14 protein-coding genes are annotated in these 16,131 nt (G+C 72.6%); 8 read left to right on the forward strand and 6 right to left on the reverse strand.

From position 1 onward, the window contains the following. Nucleotides 1-112: 112 nt before the first annotated feature. The 3 genes from ACE1OA_RS25900 to ACE1OA_RS25910 all read left to right on the forward strand — a co-directional run bounded on the left by ACE1OA_RS25900 (nucleotide 113) and on the right by ACE1OA_RS25910 (nucleotide 7,358). Nucleotides 113-841, forward strand: a complete 729-nt coding sequence (locus ACE1OA_RS25900) for a VIT1/CCC1 transporter family protein (protein ID WP_356609727.1) — start codon at nucleotides 113-115, stop codon at nucleotides 839-841. A gap of 504 nt (nucleotides 842-1,345) precedes the next feature. Next, nucleotides 1,346-5,905 carry a glutamate synthase large subunit gene (gene gltB / locus ACE1OA_RS25905; RefSeq protein ID WP_356609729.1) on the forward strand — a complete coding sequence of 1,520 codons (4,560 nt, stop codon included), beginning with the start codon at nucleotides 1,346-1,348 and terminating at the stop codon, nucleotides 5,903-5,905. Beyond that, nucleotides 5,898-7,358 carry a glutamate synthase subunit beta gene (locus ACE1OA_RS25910; RefSeq protein ID WP_356609731.1) on the forward strand — a complete coding sequence of 487 codons (1,461 nt, stop codon included), beginning with the start codon at nucleotides 5,898-5,900 and terminating at the stop codon, nucleotides 7,356-7,358. The genes gltB and ACE1OA_RS25910 overlap by 8 nt, the downstream gene beginning before the upstream one ends. A 193-nt stretch (nucleotides 7,359-7,551) precedes the next feature. Here ACE1OA_RS25910 and ACE1OA_RS25915 read toward each other — a convergent pair whose 3' ends face one another. The 3 genes from ACE1OA_RS25915 to ACE1OA_RS25925 all read right to left on the reverse strand — a co-directional run bounded on the left by ACE1OA_RS25915 (nucleotide 7,552) and on the right by ACE1OA_RS25925 (nucleotide 9,610). After that, nucleotides 7,552-8,742, reverse strand: coding sequence for an SLC13 family permease (locus ACE1OA_RS25915; RefSeq protein ID WP_432753460.1), 1,191 nt, complete (start codon nucleotides 8,740-8,742; stop codon nucleotides 7,552-7,554). 83 nt (nucleotides 8,743-8,825) lie between these two features. Then, nucleotides 8,826-9,278, reverse strand: coding sequence for a hypothetical protein (locus tag ACE1OA_RS25920; RefSeq protein WP_384870506.1), 453 nt, complete (start codon nucleotides 9,276-9,278; stop codon nucleotides 8,826-8,828). Continuing rightward, nucleotides 9,275-9,610 (reverse strand): hypothetical protein, encoded by a 336-nt coding sequence (locus ACE1OA_RS25925; RefSeq protein WP_356609737.1) that lies wholly within the window; start codon nucleotides 9,608-9,610, stop codon nucleotides 9,275-9,277. The genes ACE1OA_RS25920 and ACE1OA_RS25925 overlap by 4 nt, the downstream gene beginning before the upstream one ends. Nucleotides 9,611-9,762: 152 nt before the next feature. Here ACE1OA_RS25925 and ACE1OA_RS25930 point away from each other — a divergent pair, with 152 nt between their 5' ends. The 3 genes from ACE1OA_RS25930 to ACE1OA_RS25940 are packed head-to-tail and all read left to right on the forward strand — an operon-like array spanning nucleotide 9,763 to nucleotide 11,456. Beyond that, the gene (locus tag ACE1OA_RS25930) at nucleotides 9,763-10,482 is read left to right on the forward strand and encodes a vWA domain-containing protein (RefSeq protein WP_356780579.1); all 720 of its coding nucleotides are present in this window, start codon (nucleotides 9,763-9,765) and stop codon (nucleotides 10,480-10,482) included. Between the two features lie 45 nt (nucleotides 10,483-10,527). Then, complete coding sequence (locus tag ACE1OA_RS25935) at nucleotides 10,528-10,902, forward strand: VOC family protein (RefSeq protein ID WP_356609741.1); 375 nt, start codon at nucleotides 10,528-10,530, stop codon at nucleotides 10,900-10,902. A gap of 41 nt (nucleotides 10,903-10,943) precedes the next feature. Continuing rightward, a complete protein-coding gene (locus ACE1OA_RS25940) occupies nucleotides 10,944-11,456 on the forward strand; it encodes a pyridoxamine 5'-phosphate oxidase family protein (RefSeq protein ID WP_432753461.1) in 513 nt (170 codons plus the stop codon). Nucleotides 11,457-11,647: 191 nt separating this feature from the next. Here the strand turns inward: ACE1OA_RS25940 and ACE1OA_RS25945 are convergent, their stop codons facing one another. From ACE1OA_RS25945 to ACE1OA_RS25955, 3 genes are read right to left on the reverse strand one after another with little or no spacing between them, the layout of a single operon-like run. Beyond that, nucleotides 11,648-11,821, reverse strand: a complete 174-nt coding sequence (locus ACE1OA_RS25945) for a hypothetical protein (protein WP_356609940.1) — start codon at nucleotides 11,819-11,821, stop codon at nucleotides 11,648-11,650. A gap of 37 nt (nucleotides 11,822-11,858) precedes the next feature. Further along, a complete protein-coding gene (locus tag ACE1OA_RS25950) occupies nucleotides 11,859-12,944 on the reverse strand; it encodes an acyl-CoA dehydrogenase family protein (protein WP_432753462.1) in 1,086 nt (361 codons plus the stop codon). Next, nucleotides 12,944-14,086, reverse strand: a complete 1,143-nt coding sequence (locus ACE1OA_RS25955) for an acyl-CoA dehydrogenase family protein (protein ID WP_386543292.1) — start codon at nucleotides 14,084-14,086, stop codon at nucleotides 12,944-12,946. Before ACE1OA_RS25955 ends, ACE1OA_RS25950 begins: the two co-directional genes overlap by 1 nt. Nucleotides 14,087-14,136: 50 nt before the next feature. Between ACE1OA_RS25955 and ACE1OA_RS25960 the strand changes: the two genes are divergently transcribed. After that, a complete protein-coding gene (locus tag ACE1OA_RS25960; RefSeq protein ID WP_432753463.1) occupies nucleotides 14,137-15,285 on the forward strand; it encodes an acyl-CoA dehydrogenase family protein in 1,149 nt (382 codons plus the stop codon). Further along, nucleotides 15,282-16,076, forward strand: coding sequence for an SDR family oxidoreductase (locus tag ACE1OA_RS25965; RefSeq protein WP_356609932.1), 795 nt, complete (start codon nucleotides 15,282-15,284; stop codon nucleotides 16,074-16,076). The genes ACE1OA_RS25960 and ACE1OA_RS25965 overlap by 4 nt, the downstream gene beginning before the upstream one ends. Nucleotides 16,077-16,131 lie beyond the last annotated feature (55 nt).

The following is a 16,131-nucleotide window of genomic DNA, read 5'->3' on the forward strand; positions in this document are numbered from 1 at the left end:
GCCTTAGTAAGTACGGCCTGCCTTGCTGGCGGGACCCTTACATCGCGCGTATTTTCGAGGTGTTGAGGGGCGGCGGGGTCGGCCCGACCCGCCGAGAAGACAGGGGAGAGGCATGTCCATCATCGAAACCGAGGCAACGCTCCACGAGGCCCACCGCGACAACCACACGCACCGCGACGTGAACGGCGGCTGGCTGCGTCCGGCGGTCTTCGGGGCGATGGACGGCCTGGTCTCCAACCTCGCCCTGATGACCGGCGTCGCGGGAGGCGCGGTCTCGCAGCAGACCATCGTGATCACCGGCCTCGCCGGACTCGCGGCCGGCGCCTTCTCGATGGCGGCGGGCGAGTACACCTCGGTCGCCTCGCAGCGAGAGCTCGTGCAGGCCGAACTCGACGTCGAGCGACGCCAGCTGCGCAAGCACCCGATCGACGAGATGGAGGAGCTGGCCGCGCTGTACGTGTCCCGGGGCGTCGAGCCCGCGCTGGCCCGCGAGGTCGCGATGCAGCTCTCCCGGGACCCCGAGCAGGCGCTGGAGATCCACGCCCGCGAGGAGCTGGGCATCGACCCCGACGACCTGCCGTCGCCGACGGTCGCCGCGGTCTCCTCGTTCGGCTCCTTCGCACTCGGCGCGCTGCTGCCGGTGCTGCCGTACCTGCTCGGCGCGACCGCGCTGTGGCCCGCCGTGCTGCTCGCGCTCCTCGGGCTCTTCGCCTGCGGCGCCCTGGTGGCCCGGGTGACGGCCCGCAGCTGGTGGTTCAGCGGGCTGCGCCAGCTGGTCCTGGGCGGAGCCGCCGCCGCCTTCACGTACGGACTCGGCATGCTCTTCGGCGCCGCGCTCTAGATCCCGACGCCCCGGCGGGCCCGTACCCCCGGCCGTGCCGGGCACCACCGGTCCGCGCCGTGCCCGCCGGGCCCCCGCGTACCACCGGACCCCCGCCCCACCTGGGACGGGGGTCCCGGCGCAGGCGCTGTGACGTATCTCCCTGAGCGGATTCGGGGAACCGGTGAGACACTATGCACAGCGCTACATACCTAGCCGTTACTCGGCGGTTTCGAGCCCTTAACCACCGGGCATGAGGCGTAAGCGCCGCGGGCAACGAAGCCCGCTCTGCGACGGGTCGCCGGAGACCCCCCGGACCCATCGATCCGTCCCCCGCGAGGACCGTCGTCCTCGCTGCCCCACAGGTGAACCAAAGCCACCGCTCCGTATCCGCGGTGTCCGCATGTTGGAATGCGCTATCCACTTTTCGAGAAGCCAGCCATCATGTAACCTGCACGAAATTTCGCGGAGGGCCAACGTCGTCCCTCGGCTGCTGCATATGCCACGACGACGACGGGAGAGCCGATGCGTTCCGACGCCTGGTCGCCCATGGACGGTCGCCCTGCTCCGCAGGGAATGTACGACCCCCGTAACGAACACGACGCCTGTGGTGTCGGGTTCGTGGCCACCCTCACCGGTGTTGCCAGCCATGCGCTGGTCGAGCAGGCGCTGACCGTACTGCGCAACCTCGAGCACCGCGGCGCCACCGGCTCCGAGCCCGACTCCGGAGACGGTGCCGGCATCCTCCTCCAGGTCCCCGACGCCTTCCTGCGCGAGGTGACCGACTTCGAGCTTCCCGAGGCCGGCGCGTACGCCGTCGGCATCGCCTTCCTCCCTGCCGACGGCTCCGCACAGGCCGTCTCGCAGATCGAGACGATCGCCGCCGAAGAGGGCCTGACCGTCCTCGGCTGGCGCGAGGTCCCCGTCGCCCCCGAGCTCCTCGGCGCCTCGGCCCGCGCCACGATGCCGGTCTTCCGCCAGATCTTCGTCGCCGACGGTGAGAGCACGGGCATCGTCCTGGACCGCAAGGCGTTCGCGCTCCGCAAGCGCGCCGAGCGCCAGGCCGCGACGTACTTCCCGTCGCTGTCCGCCCGCACGATCGTCTACAAGGGCATGCTGACCACCGGACAGCTGGAGCCCTTCTTCCCGGACCTGTCGGACCGCCGCTGCGCCACCGCCGTGGCCCTGGTCCACTCCCGGTTCTCCACCAACACCTTCCCGAGCTGGCCGCTGGCCCACCCGTACCGCTTCGTCGCGCACAACGGCGAGATCAACACGGTCAAGGGCAACCGCAACTGGATGGTGGCCCGCGAGTCCCAGCTCGCCTCCGACCTCTTCGGCGACGCCGCGCTCGACCGGATCTTCCCGGTCTGCACCCCGGACGCCTCCGACTCGGCCTCCTTCGACGAGGTCCTGGAGCTGCTCCACCTCGGCGGCCGCTCGCTGCCGCACTCGGTCCTGATGATGGTCCCGGAGGCGTGGGAGAACCACGAGTCCATGGACCCGGCCCGGCGCGCCTTCTACCAGTACCACTCCACGATGATGGAGCCCTGGGACGGCCCGGCCTGCGTCACCTTCACCGACGGCGTCCAGGTCGGCGCGGTCCTCGACCGCAACGGTCTGCGCCCCGGCCGCTACTGGGTCACCGACGAGGGCCTCGTCGTGCTGTCCTCCGAGGTCGGCGTGCTCGACATCGACCCCGCCAAGGTCGTCCGCAAGGGCCGCCTGCAGCCCGGCAAGATGTTCCTCGTCGACACGGCCGAGCACCGGATCATCGAGGACGACGAGATCAAGGCCGGCCTGGCCGCCCAGCACCCCTACCAGGAGTGGCTGGAGACCGGGGAGATCGAGCTCTCCGACCTCCCCGAGCGCGAGCACATCGTGCACACGCACAAGTCGGTCACCCGCCGCCAGCAGACCTTCGGCTACACCGAGGAAGAGCTCCGCGTCATCCTCGCGCCGATGGCCCGCACCGGCGGCGAGCCGCTCGGCTCCATGGGCACGGACTCGCCGATCGCGGCCCTCTCCGAGCGCCCCCGGCTGCTCTTCGACTACTTCACCCAGCTCTTCGCGCAGGTCACCAACCCGCCGCTGGACGCCATCCGCGAGGAGCTCGTCACCTCGCTGCGCTCCTCGCTGGGCCCGCAGGGCAACCTGCTGGAGCCGACCTCGGCCTCCTGTCGCAGCGTCACGCTGCCCTTCCCGGTGATCGACAACGACGAGCTGGCCAAGCTCGTCCACATCAACGCCGACGGCGACATGCCCGGCATGAAGGCCGCGACGCTCTCCGGCCTCTACCGGGTCTCCGGCGGCGGCGACGCGCTCGCCGCCCGCATCGAGGCGATCTGCGCCGAGGCCGACGCCGCGATCGAGGGCGGCGCCCGCCTGATCGTGCTGTCCGACCGGCACTCCGACGCCGAGCACGCGCCGATTCCCTCGCTGCTGCTCACCGCCGCCGTCCACCACCACCTCATCCGCACCAAGCAGCGCACCCAGGTGGGTCTGCTGGTCGAGGCCGGCGACGTCCGCGAGGTCCACCACGTCGCGCTCCTCATCGGCTACGGGGCCGCCGCCGTGAACCCGTACCTCGCGATGGAGTCGGTCGAGGACCTGGTCCGCGCGGGCACCTTCATCGAGGGCATGGAGCCCGAGCAGGCCATCCGCAACCTGATCTACGCGCTCGGCAAGGGCGTCCTCAAGGTCATGTCGAAGATGGGCATCTCGACCGTCGCCTCCTACCGCGGCGCCCAGGTCTTCGAGGCCGTCGGCCTCGAGGACGCCTTCGTCGAGAAGTACTTCAACGGCACCGCCACCAAGATCGGCGGCGCCGGCCTGGACGTCGTCGCCAAGGAGGTGGCCGCCCGCCACGCCAAGGCGTACCCCGCCTCCGGCGTCCCCTCCGCGCACCGCGCGCTCGACATCGGCGGCGAGTACCAGTGGCGCCGCGAGGGCGAGCCGCACCTGTTCGACCCGGAGACCGTCTTCCGCCTGCAGCACGCCACGCGCAACAAGCGGTACGACATCTTCAAGAAGTACACCGAGCGGGTGAACGAGCAGTCCGAGCGGCTGATGACGCTCCGCGGCCTGTTCGGCTTCACCTCCGAGCGCCCGTCGATCCCCCTCGACGAGGTCGAGCCGGTCTCCGAGATCGTCAAGCGCTTCTCCACCGGCGCCATGTCGTACGGCTCCATCTCCCGGGAGGCGCACGAGACGCTCGCCATCGCCATGAACCAGCTGGGCGGCAAGTCCAACACCGGTGAGGGCGGCGAGGACCCGGACCGCCTGTACGACCCGGCGCGCCGCTCGTCCATCAAGCAGGTCGCCTCCGGCCGCTTCGGCGTGACCTCGGAGTACCTGGTCAACGCGGACGACATCCAGATCAAGATGGCGCAGGGCGCGAAGCCCGGCGAGGGCGGCCAGCTGCCCGGCCACAAGGTCTACCCGTGGGTCGCCAAGACCCGGCACTCCACCCCGGGCGTCGGCCTGATCTCCCCGCCGCCGCACCACGACATCTACTCCATCGAGGACCTGGCTCAGCTGATCCACGACCTCAAGAACGCCAACCCGGCGGCCCGCATCCACGTGAAGCTGGTCTCCGAGGTCGGTGTCGGCACGGTCGCCGCCGGTGTCTCCAAGGCCCACGCGGACGTCGTCCTCATCTCCGGCCACGACGGCGGAACGGGCGCCTCGCCGCTCACCTCGCTGAAGCACGCCGGTGGTCCCTGGGAGCTCGGCCTCGCCGAGACCCAGCAGACCCTGCTGCTCAACGGCCTGCGCGACCGGATCGTCGTCCAGACCGACGGCCAGCTCAAGACCGGCCGCGACGTCGTCATCGCCGCCCTCCTGGGCGCCGAGGAGTTCGGTTTCGCGACCGCGCCGCTCGTCGTCTCCGGCTGCGTCATGATGCGCGTCTGCCACCTGGACACCTGCCCGGTCGGCATCGCCACCCAGAACCCGGTCCTGCGCGACCGCTTCTCCGGCAAGGCCGAGTTCGTCGTCAACTTCTTCGAGTTCATCGCCGAGGAGGTCCGCGAGATCCTCGCCGAGCTCGGCTTCCGCACCGTCGAGGAGGCCGTCGGCCACGCGGAGCTGCTGGACACCAGCCGCGCCGTGACGCACTGGAAGGCGCAGGGCCTGGACCTGGCCCCGCTCTTCTTCGTGCCGGAGCTGCCCGAGGGCGCGGTCCGCCACGCCCTGATCGAGCAGGACCACGGACTGGAGAAGGCCCTCGACAACGAGCTGATCGAGCTCGCCGCCGAGGCGCTCAACGCGGCCACCGCCGAGGAGGCCCAGCCGGTCCGCGCCCAGGTCGCGATCCGCAACATCAACCGCACGGTCGGCACCATGCTCGGCCACCAGGTGACGAAGAAGTTCGGCGGCGCGGGCCTGCCCGCCGACACCATCGACATCACCTTCACCGGCTCCGCCGGCCAGTCCTTCGGCGCCTTCCTGCCGAGCGGTGTCACCCTCCGCCTGGAGGGCGACGCCAACGACTACGTCGGCAAGGGCCTCTCCGGCGGCCGGATCGTCGTCCGCCCGGACCGCGGCGCCGACCACCTCGCCGAGTACTCGACCATCGCCGGCAACACCATCGCGTACGGCGCGACGGGCGGCGAACTGTTCCTGCGGGGCCGCACCGGCGAGCGCTTCTGCGTCCGCAACTCCGGCGCCCTGGTCGTCTCCGAGGGCGTGGGCGACCACGGCTGCGAGTACATGACCGGCGGCACGGCGGTCGTCCTCGGCGAGACGGGCCGCAACTTCGCGGCCGGCATGTCGGGCGGTGTCGCCTACGTCGTCGACCTCGACCGGGACAACGTCAACTCCGGCAACCTGGACGCGATCGAGACCCTGTCGAACGCCGACCGGACGTGGCTGCACGATGTCGTGCGCCGCCACCAGGAGGAGACCGGCTCGACCGTCGCGGAGAAGCTCCTCGCCCACTGGTCCGTGAACGTGAACCGCTTCAGCAAGATCATCCCGACCACGTACAAGGCAGTGCTCGCCGCCAAGGACGCCGCTGAGCTCGCCGGTCTCTCCGAGCAGGAGACCACCGAGAAGATGATGGAGGCGGCGACCCATGGCTGACCCCAAGGGCTTCCTGACCACCGGGCGCGAGGTCGCCAAGACCCGTCCGGTGGGCGAGCGAGTCAAGGACTTCAACGAGGTCTACGTCCCCGGCTCCCTGCTGCCGATCATCAGCAAGCAGGCCGGCCGCTGCATGGACTGCGGCATCCCGTTCTGCCACAACGGCTGCCCCCTCGGGAACCTCATCCCCGAGTGGAACGACTACGCCTACCGCGAGGACTGGGCGGCGGCGTCGGAGCGGCTGCACGCGACCAACAACTTCCCGGAGTTCACCGGCCGCCTGTGCCCGGCTCCGTGCGAGGCGGCGTGCGTGCTCGGCATCAACCAGCCGGCCGTCACCATCAAGAACGTCGAAGTCTCCATCATCGACAAGGCGTGGGACGCCAACGACGTCCGGCCGCAGGCGCCCGAGCGGCTGTCCGGCAAGACCGTCGCCGTCATCGGCTCGGGCCCGGCGGGCCTCGCCGCCGCCCAGCAGCTGACCCGGGCCGGCCACACGGTCGCGGTGTTCGAGCGCGCGGACCGCATCGGCGGCCTGCTGCGCTACGGCATCCCCGAGTTCAAGATGGAGAAGCGGCACATCAACCGCCGCATCGAGCAGATGCGCGCGGAGGGCACCAAGTTCCGCACCGGTGTCGAGATCGGCCGCGACATCACCGCCACGGACCTGCGCAAGCGGTACGACGCGGTCGTCATCGCCGCCGGCGCGACCACCGCCCGCGACCTGCCCGTCCCGGGCCGCGAGCTGGCCGGCATCCACCAGGCGATGGAGTACCTGCCGCTCTCCAACAAGGTCGTCGAGGGCGACTTCGTGGCCCCTCCGATCACCGCGGAGGGCAAGCACGTCGTCGTCATCGGCGGCGGTGACACCGGCGCGGACTGCGTGGGCACCGCCCACCGCCAGGGCGCGCTCTCGGTCACGCAGCTGGAGATCATGCCGCGCCCGGGCGACGAGCGGGCGGCCGGCCAGCCCTGGCCGACCTTCCCGATGCTCTACAAGGTCACCTCGGCGCACGAGGAGGGCGGCGAGCGGGTCTACTCCGTCTCCACCACCCACTTCGAGGGCGACGAGGACGGCAACGTCCAGTTCCTGCACCTGGTCGAGGTCGAGTTCGTCGAGGGCCGGCTGACCCAGAAGCCGGGCACGGAGAGGAAGATCCCCGCCCAGCTCGTCACCCTCGCGATGGGCTTCACCGGCACGGACGTCGAGAACGGCCTCGTGGCGCAGTTCGGCCTGGACCTGGACGAGCGCGGCAACATCGCCCGGGACGCGGACTTCGCGACGAACGTCGGCGGCGTCTTCGTCGCCGGTGACGCCGGCCGCGGCCAGTCGCTGATCGTCTGGGCGATCGCCGAGGGCCGCTCCGCGGCGCGCGGCGTGGATCGCTTCCTGACCGGAGCCAGCGACCTGCCGGCCCCGATCCGCCCGACGGACCGCGCCCTGACGGTCTGACCCCCGGGGGCCGACGCCCCCACCACACGTCCCGTACAACGGAGTGCGGAACTGAGCGCGGCGCCTGCCCGAATGTCCCCGACCGGACGACTGGGCGGGCGCCGCGGCGCGTCCCCGACCCGCCGGCGCCTTCCGCCGGGGCCGCCGCCCCCGTCGCGATCGGGGTGGACGCCCGCGCCGCGAGGGGCGCCCGCTACGCGGTGGCCGCCAGGGCCAGCGTCGCCGCCAGGGTGCCCGTCACCGCCAGCACCAGCCCGGTACCCAGGAAGCGGCCCATCCCGATCCTCGTGCCGTGCCAGCGGCACCGCTCGAACCACAGCAGGGTGGCCAGCGACGCCCACGGCGTGACCACCGGACCCACGTTCACGCCGACCAGCAGCGCGAGCAGCTGGTCGCTGTTCTCCACCGGGATGGCCGCCTCGCCCGCCAGATAGACCGGGAGGTTGTTCAGCGCGTTGGAGACGCCCGCCCCCACGGCGGCGGACCGCAGCATCCCGACGAGACCGTCGTCGGAGCCCATCGCCGCCGTCAGCACGTCGTGCAGCCCGCGCGCGTCGACGGTCTCCACGACCAGGAACATGCCCGGCACCAGGACGAGCAGCCGCCACGGCACCAGCGAGAGACGGAGCGCCTCCCGGCGGCGTACCGCGAAGGCCACCACCACGACCAGGGCGGCCACCGCCGACGCCGACCACAGCGGCACGTCCGCGAGCAGCAGAGCTAGCAGGAAGCCCGCGCAAGCCACCGCGCACACCCGGAACAGCACCGGGTCCACCGGACGCGAGGGCACCGGCGGCTCGTAACGCAGCGCCCCGCGCCGCCCCCGGCGCCAGTAGAAGCCCCACAGGCAGGCCATCGTGACGGCGATGGCGGCCAGCTGCGGCGCCCACATCGTCGCGGCCATCTCCGGGGGCGTCAGCGCCACCCGGTCCGCCGCCAGCAGGTTCGTCAGGTTCGACACGGGGAGCAGCAGGCTCGCCGTGTTCGCCAGCCAGACCGTCGTCATCGCCAGCGGCACGGCCGCGATCCCCACCCGGCCCGCCAGCGCCAGCATCACCGGGGTGAGCAGCACCGCCGTGGTGTCCAGGTTGAGCGTGATGGTGGTGACGGAGGCGAACAGGACGCACAGGAGGAAGAGGAGGGGGTAGCTGCCGCGTCCGGTGCGGGCCACCCAGGTGGCGACCACGTCGAACACCTCCGCCTTGCCGGTCAGCTCCGCGAGGACGATGACCGTGGCGAGGAACGCCACCAGGGGGCCGATGCGCTCCATCACCTCCCCGGCCGGCCCGGCGGGCAGCAGACCCGTGGCGACGCAGAGCACCCCCAGGAGGAGGAGCCCGGCCGCCAGCCAGTCCAGTGGATGCAGACGCCTGAGGAGAGACACGGCGAACAGATTCGCACACCCGCGCGCGGTGGCCCGACTGCGGGAGCGGAGTCCCGGCGCGCGGTCCCGCCGGCTGCCGCCCGTCAGGGGGCGGCCGGGGCCACCCAGGTGACCAGGACCGCCGCCGTCACGGCCAGCACGCCCACCAGGCCGAGCCAGCGGGCCCAGCCCGTCAGCCGCCAGATCGTCCGGGCGCGGGCCCGCTCGTGGCGCAGGATCTGGACCGCGCCCAGCGGAAGCGTCGCGCCCGGCCGGCCGTGGACGGCCGAGACCGTCATCCACGAGGCCGTGATGAGCAGCAGGAACGCACCGCTCAGCAACCCGATCACCGTCCACCTCGCGCCGTCGGGCAGCTTGGCCAGGTTCTCCTGGCCCTTGAGCACGAAGACGGTGGTGAGCAGCCCGGTCAGCGTCGTCAGGAAGTTCCGGTATCCCTCGGCCTGCTGGACCGCGGCCTGGAGCTGCTGCGGCGGCGAGGCCATCCGGGCGGCCCTGCGGTCGGCGTCGCGCAGCTCCTCGGTGCTGAACTCGCTCACGAGGGGAGCCCGTTCGGCGGGAAGGCGATCCACAGGCCGGCCCCGCAGCCGTGGCTCTCCGCGGCCGGGCGGTCGGCGTGCGCGGAGGCGCACGTGCACCGGGTGAACCACGGTCCGTCGTCCGCGGACCTCCGGCGCGGCCGGAGCGGCCCCTTGGCCGCGCCGTACTGGCCGAGCGGCCACACCTTGGTCATCGCGCACCGGCACCGGGGACACGTGCCGGTCGCCTCGTACCGCCCCTCGCCCTCCGGACGGAACTCCCACAGGAAGTCCGTGGCCGGCGCGGTGATCGCATAGGTGACGTTCTCGTCGTACGGGCCACCGGCACTCATCGTTCCCGACCTCCCCCTCGGCATGAACAGCCCCATGATGACAGACCGTTCGGGCCCGGTGGGGTCGTCGGCGGGCCGCCGGCGAGGGCGCTTCGCGCCGGTGATCCCGTACGCTCGGCAGTCCGTTACGGGACGAGGGAGGGGGGCCGTCCATGGCCCTGAGTCTGCGCAAGGTCGAGGAGGCCGCGCCCGCGCTGGTGAGCCTCTACAAGTCGGCGGGGAACTCACTGGAGAAGCACGGGCTGCACGGCCAGCGCGTGGCGGTCTACCTGGTGGTGGACTACTCCGGCTCGATGAAGCCGTACTACCGCGACGGCACCGTCCAGGCCCTGGCCGACCGGGTGCTGGGACTCTCGGCCCACCTGGACGACGACGGCCGGGTGCCGGTGGTCTTCTTCTCCACCGACGTCGACGCCGAGACCGACATCGAGCTCGCCGACCACCGGGGCAGGATCGACCGGATCGTGGCCGGGCTCGGGCACATGGGCAAGACCAGCTACCACCTGGCCATGGACGCGGTCATCGACCACTACCTGGACAGCGGGGCCACCGCCCCGGCGCTCGTGGTCTTCCAGACGGACGGCGGCCCCATCAACAAACTCGCCGCCGAGCGCTACCTGTGCAAGGCGGCCCGGCTGCCGATCTTCTGGCAGTTCGTCGGCTTCGGCGACCCGGACAGCCGGCAGTTCGAGTTCCTGCGCAAGCTCGACGAGCTGGCGGTCCCGGCGAAGCGGCCGGTGGACAACGCCGGTTTCTTCCACGCGGGGAGGGATCCGCGGACCGTCGCGGACGCGGAGCTGTACGACCGGCTCGTCGCCGAGTTCCCGGCCTGGCTCGCGGCCGCCCGGGCGCAGCGAATCGTGCACACCTGAGAATTCGGTTGGCCGCGGGGCGTGTTCCTGCGAAAGGGTGAGCGCATGGCATCTTTGGTGAGACATGTGACGGTCGACTGCTCGGACGCGTACACGCTGGCCACGTTCTGGGCCGCGGTACTGGACTCCAAGATCGGCGAAGACGACCTGCCGGGCGACCCGGAGGCCCTGGTCGAGACGGCCGGCACGGCCCTGCTCTTCGTGACCGTGCCCGAGCGGAAGTCGGTCAAGAACCGGGTCCACCTCGACCTCCAGCCGCAGGACCGCACCCGCGACCAGGAGGTCGAGCGCCTCCTGGAACTGGGCGCGACGCTGGTCGGCGACCACCGGCGGGAGGACGGCAAGGGCTGGGTGACGCTGGCCGACCCGGAGGGCAACGAGTTCTGCGTCGAGCGCTCCGCCGCCGAACGCGCGGAGTAATCCGGACAGAAGGTGTCGGGTATCCGGTGTTCCCTGGAGTCATGGGAAACACCGGATACACCTGGTCCGCCTTCGCCGCCGCCGAGCCGGAACTCGCCGGCACCGTGCGGGAGCGCTTCGGACGCCACACCCACCACGTCCTCGCGACCGTACGGAAGGACGGCTCGCCGCGCCTGACCGGCCTGGAGGTGAACTTCCGCCTCGACGAGCTGTGGCTCGCGATGATGCCGAACTCGCGCAAGGCGCTCGACCTGCGCCGCGACCCGCGCTTCTCGCTGCTCGCCAACCCGGGCGCCGGCACGGACATGGACGGCGGCGACGTCCGGATCTCCGGGCGGGCGACCGAGGTCACCGACCCGGAGACGATCGACCGGTTCGCGGCGGACGCCGGGGCGCCGCTGCCGTTCCACCTCTTCGTGGCGGAGCCGGCCGAGGTCGTCCGCACCACCGTGGAGGACGACGAGCTGGTGATCCGCACCTGGTCGCCGGGGCGGCCGGTCCGCACGATCCGGCGGGGCAACGACGACGCGCCACCGACCGAGGACGCCCGCTAGGTCCTGTCCGGGCGGTCTTCGAGGATCGGCCCGCGGCGTCGGATGTGGTGTATCGCAAGGCGGAGGATCGCCCTCGTACTGGGCGTACTCGGGCGACTCCGACAACGCCGCGAGACGCCGCAGCCGTCGTCGCGGGCCCGAGAAGATCGCCCGGACAGGACCTAGGTCCGATCGGGTGGCCCGGGCGGCCCTCAGCTGTTGAACGCCACGACGATCCCGATCACGACCAGGGCCACCACGAACATCACGACGCAGCCGCACGCGGCGCCGGACGCCTCGTCGACGAGGCCCTTGGGCTTGGGCTGTGCCCTCTGGTGGTCCCTGATCCCCCGGGCCACCGCACGCCTGATCTCGTCCTCGTCCACGCGTTCCCTCCCCCTGGTGCGTAGTGATCGACTCACGTCAATCTATCGTCGGAGGCAGGAGAGGCAGGGCCGTCCCCGCCCGCGTGGTCGCCAGGACCCGGGCGCGGCACCAGGCCGGTGAGCCCCAGGCGTCCCGCAGCGGCCGGGCCTTGCGCAGCCAGAGCGAGAGGTCCAGTTCCTCGGTGTAGCCGACGGCGCCGTGGATCTGCAGGGCGCTGCGGGCGGCGGCGTACGCCGCCTCGCCGGCCGCCGCCTTCGCCGCGGCGAGGTCGGCACCGGCGAAGGTGAGCGCCGCCCCGAAGACCAGCGGCCGGGCGAACTCCAGCCCGATCAGCGTGTCCGCCAGGCGGTGCTTCACCGCCTGGAAGGAGCCGATCGCGGCGCCGAACTGGGTGCGTTGCCGCGCGTACGCGACCGTCCGGTCGAGCAGGGTGAGCCCGACGCCCAGCGACTGCGCGGCCGTCGCCAGCAGCGCCCACTCCGCCGCCCGCCGGGCGGCGGCCGTCACCGCCGGACCGGCGGCCAGCAGCTCCCCGCCCGGCAGGGGCGGTGCGAGCCGGCGCGCGGGATCGGCGGACACCCTGACCGGCCCGTGCCCGGCCGCGAGCCGCAGTTCGTCGCCCCGCACGACCAGCGTGACGGCGGCGGTGTCCGCGTCGAGGGCGTACGGGGACGGGCGCGGCAGCGCCCGGCCGTCGTCGGAGCCACCCTCGTCACCCTCGCCGCCGTCGCCGCGCGGCACCATCGCCAGCGTCGCCACGGTCTCGCCCGAGGCCAGCCCCGGCAGCAGCCGTTTCGCCGGCCCGTCCTCGCCGCGCCGGGCCATTTCCGCCAGCAGCGCCGCTGCCGCCACCGTCTCCACGAGCGGGCCGGGGACGCCGTGCCGGCCCAGCTCCACGCAGGCCAGGGCCAGTTCGACGGGCAGCGGCCCCACGCCCTCGTAGGCTTCCGGGACCGCGAGGGCGAACACCCCGGACGCGGCCAGCCGGGTCCACAGGGCGAGCCCGGGGGCGGGGTCGCCGGCGGCCCAGGCGCGGATCACCGCGGGGGTGTCCGCGGCGGTCAGCAGCGCGTCCAGCGAGCGGCCGAAGTCCCGTTGCTCCGCGGTCGGCAGGAACGGCATCAGCGGCGTCCTTTCGGGAGGCCGAGCAGCCGCTCGGCGATGATGTCGCGCTGGATCTCGTTGGTCCCGGCGTAGATCGGCCCCGCGAGCGAGAAGACGTACCCCTCGCCCCACTCCCCGTCCCCGTCCAGCTCGCCCTCGGCGCCCAGCAGGTCGAGCGCGGTCTCGTGCAGCGCGATGTCGTACCGCGACCAGAAGACCTTGTTCAGGCTCGACTCGGCCCCGATCGTCCCGCCGGCCGCGAAGCGGGCCGCCCCGCCCGCCGTGAACAGCTGGTAGGCCCGCGCCCCGATCACCGCGTCGGCGACCCGGTCGCGGACGGCCGGGTCCTCGCCCGTCGCCCGCCACAGCCGCACGAGCCGGTCGGCGGCCGCCAGGAAGCGGCCGGGGGAGCGCAGCATCAGCCCCCGCTCGTTCCCGGTCGTCGACATCGCGATCCGCCAGCCCTGGCCGGGCTCCCCGATCACGTCGGCGTCGGGCACGAAGACCTCGTCGAGGAAGAGTTCGGCGAAGGCCGGCTTCCCGTCGAGGCGGCCGACGGGCCGGACGGTCACGCCCGGCGCGCGCAGGTCGAACATCAGATACGTGAGCCCGCGGTGCGGCCGGTCCGCCGCCGGGTCGGTGCGGAAGATGCCGAAGGCCCGGTCCGCGAAGGCGGCGCGTGAGGACCAGGTCTTCTGCCCGGACAGCAGCCAGCCGCCGTCGGTCCGCACCGCCCGGGAGGTCAGCGAGGCCAGGTCCGAGCCGGCCTCCGGTTCGGACCACGCCTGGGCCCAGACCGTCTCGCCCGTCGCCATCGGGGGCAGGACGCGGGACCGTTGCTCCTCGGTGCCGTGGTCGAAGAGCGTGGGGGCGAGCAGGTTGATGCCGTTCTGCGAGACCCGGCCGGGTGCCCCGGCCGCGTAGTACTCCTCCTCGAAGGCCAGCCAGCGGAAGATGCCGGCGTCCCGGCCGCCGTACCGCTCCGGCCAGGAGACGACCGACCAGCGGGCGGCCGCGAGTTCGGCCTCCCAGGCGCGGTGGGCGGCGAAGCCGTCCTCGGTCTCCAGGGACGGCAGGGGGGTGTCGGGCACGTGGGCGCGGAGCCACGCGCGCGCCTCCGCCCGGAAGTTCTCCTCGTCGGCCGTGTACGAGAGGTCCATCGGACACCCGCTCCTTCCCTAACAAGTGTTTGGTAGGTTAACGTACGGCCATGGGCAGCGCCACGAGCAGCGTCGAGGACTTCCGCACCGAGGTACGCGACTGGCTGGAGGAGCACCTCGGCGGCACGTTCGCCGGGCTGAGGGGCCGCGGCGGCCCCGGCCGGGAACACGAGGACTTCGCCGAACGTCTCGCCTGGGAACGCCACATGGCCGCCCACGGCTGGACCTGCGTCGGCTGGCCGAAGGAGTACGGCGGCCGCGGCGCGAGCATCGAGGAGCAGATCGCCTTCCACGAGGAGTACGCCCTCGCCGACGCCCCCGCCCGCGTCAACCACATCGGCGAACAACTCCTCGGCCCCACCCTCGTCGCCCACGGAACCCCCGAGCAGAAGGCCCGCTTCCTGCCCCCGATCCGCGCCGTGACGGAACTCTGGTGCCAGGGCTACAGCGAACCCGGCGCCGGCTCCGACCTCGCGGGCGTCCGCACCCGCGCGACCCTCGACGGCGACGCCTGGGTCGTGCACGGACAGAAGATCTGGACCTCCCTCGCCCACGAGTCCCAGTGGTGCTTCGTCCTCGCCCGCACCGAACCCGGCTCCCGGCGCCACGCGGGACTCTCCTACCTGCTGGTCCCGATGGACCAGGCGGGCGTCGACGTCCGGCCGATCACCCAGCTCACCGGCACCAGCGAGTTCAACGAGGTCTTCTTCGACGGAGCGCGCACCGACGCCGCGCACGTCGTCGGCGCACCCGGCGACGGCTGGCGGATCGCGATGGCCACCCTCGGCTTCGAGCGCGGCGTCTCGACCCTCGGCCAGCAGGTCGGGTTCCGTCGCGAACTGGAGGCGCTGATCGCCCTCGCCCGGAGCAACGGCGCACTCGCGGACCCGCTGATCCGCGACCGGCTGGTCCGCGCGTGGAGCGGACTGGAGGCCATGCGGGCAGGCGCCCTGCGCGGCACCGAACCGTCGGCCGCCAAGCTCTACTGGTCCCACTGGCACCGCGACCTCGGCGAACTCGCCATGGCCGTCCGCGGCCCCGCCGCCACCGTCACGGCCGGCGAGCCCCACGGGCTCGACCCCTGGCAGCGGCTCTTCCTCTTCTCCCGCGCCGACACCGTCTACGCCGGATCCAGCGAGATCCAGCGGAACATCATCGCCGAGCGGGTGCTCGGCCTCCCCAAGGAGCCGCGCCCGTGACACCTCCCGCCGCGACCCCCGACTACGTCCCCGGCCACGGCCTGCTCGCCGGCCGCACCGCCGTCGTGACCGCCGCCGCCGGCGCGGGCATCGGCGGATCCACCGCCCGTCGCCTCCTGGAGGAGGGCGCGCGGGTCCTGGTCAGCGACGCCCACACCCGCCGCCTCAAGGAGACCGAGGCCGCCCTCGCCGCCGAGTTCGGCGCCGACGCCGTCGCCGCCCGGCCCTGCGACGTCACCGACGAGAGCCAGGTGCAGGCGCTCCTCGACACCGCCGAACAGCTGCACGGCGGCCTCGACGTCGTCGTCAACAACGCCGGTCTCGGCGGCACCGCCACCCTCGCCGAGATGACCGACGAGCAGTGGACCCGCGTCCTCGACGTCACCCTGAACGGCACCTTCCGCTGTACCCGCGCCGCCCTGCGCCGCTTCCGGGACGCCGGCCGCCCCGGCGTCATCGTCAACAACGCCTCCGTCGTGGGCTGGCGCGCCCAGGCCGGCCAGGCCCACTACGCCGCCGCCAAGGCCGGCGTCATGGCGCTCACCCGCTGCGCGGCCGTCGAGGCGGCCCCGTACGGCGTCCGCGTCAACGCGGTCGCGCCCTCCCTCGCCATGCACCCGCACCTGGTCAAGGTCACCTCGGCGGAACTCCTGGAGGAACTCACCGCCCGCGAGGCGTTCGGCCGGTACGCCGAGCCCTGGGAGGTCGCCAACGTGATCGTCTTCCTCGCCAGCGGCTACTCCTCCTACATGACGGGCGAGGTCGTGGCCGTCAGCAGCCAGCGTGCGTAGGCGGTGTCCCCGCACCGCGGTGAACGGCGCCCCGGGGCCGGGGACCACAATGGAC

It is taken from the genome of Streptomyces sp. JL2001, from assembly GCF_050917515.1.
Classification (GTDB): Bacteria; Actinomycetota; Actinomycetes; order Streptomycetales; family Streptomycetaceae; genus Streptomyces.

What these genes read in the sequence shown, in the direction of transcription:
- ACE1OA_RS25900 (WP_356609727.1), top strand. Translation starts at nt 113, where the DNA reads ATGTCCATCATCGAAACCGAGGCAACGCTCCACGAGGCCCACCGCGAC.
- gltB (WP_356609729.1), top strand. Translation starts at nt 1,346, where the DNA reads ATGCGTTCCGACGCCTGGTCGCCCATGGACGGTCGCCCTGCTCCGCAG.
- ACE1OA_RS25910 (WP_356609731.1), top strand. Translation starts at nt 5,898, where the DNA reads ATGGCTGACCCCAAGGGCTTCCTGACCACCGGGCGCGAGGTCGCCAAG.
- ACE1OA_RS25925 (WP_356609737.1), bottom strand. Translation starts at nt 9,610, where the DNA reads ATGAGTGCCGGTGGCCCGTACGACGAGAACGTCACCTATGCGATCACC.
- ACE1OA_RS25930 (WP_356780579.1), top strand. Translation starts at nt 9,763, where the DNA reads ATGGCCCTGAGTCTGCGCAAGGTCGAGGAGGCCGCGCCCGCGCTGGTG.
- ACE1OA_RS25935 (WP_356609741.1), top strand. Translation starts at nt 10,528, where the DNA reads ATGGCATCTTTGGTGAGACATGTGACGGTCGACTGCTCGGACGCGTAC.
- ACE1OA_RS25940 (WP_432753461.1), top strand. Translation starts at nt 10,944, where the DNA reads ATGGGAAACACCGGATACACCTGGTCCGCCTTCGCCGCCGCCGAGCCG.
- ACE1OA_RS25950 (WP_432753462.1), bottom strand. Translation starts at nt 12,944, where the DNA reads ATGCCGTTCCTGCCGACCGCGGAGCAACGGGACTTCGGCCGCTCGCTG.
- ACE1OA_RS25955 (WP_386543292.1), bottom strand. Translation starts at nt 14,086, where the DNA reads ATGGACCTCTCGTACACGGCCGACGAGGAGAACTTCCGGGCGGAGGCG.
- ACE1OA_RS25960 (WP_432753463.1), top strand. Translation starts at nt 14,137, where the DNA reads ATGGGCAGCGCCACGAGCAGCGTCGAGGACTTCCGCACCGAGGTACGC.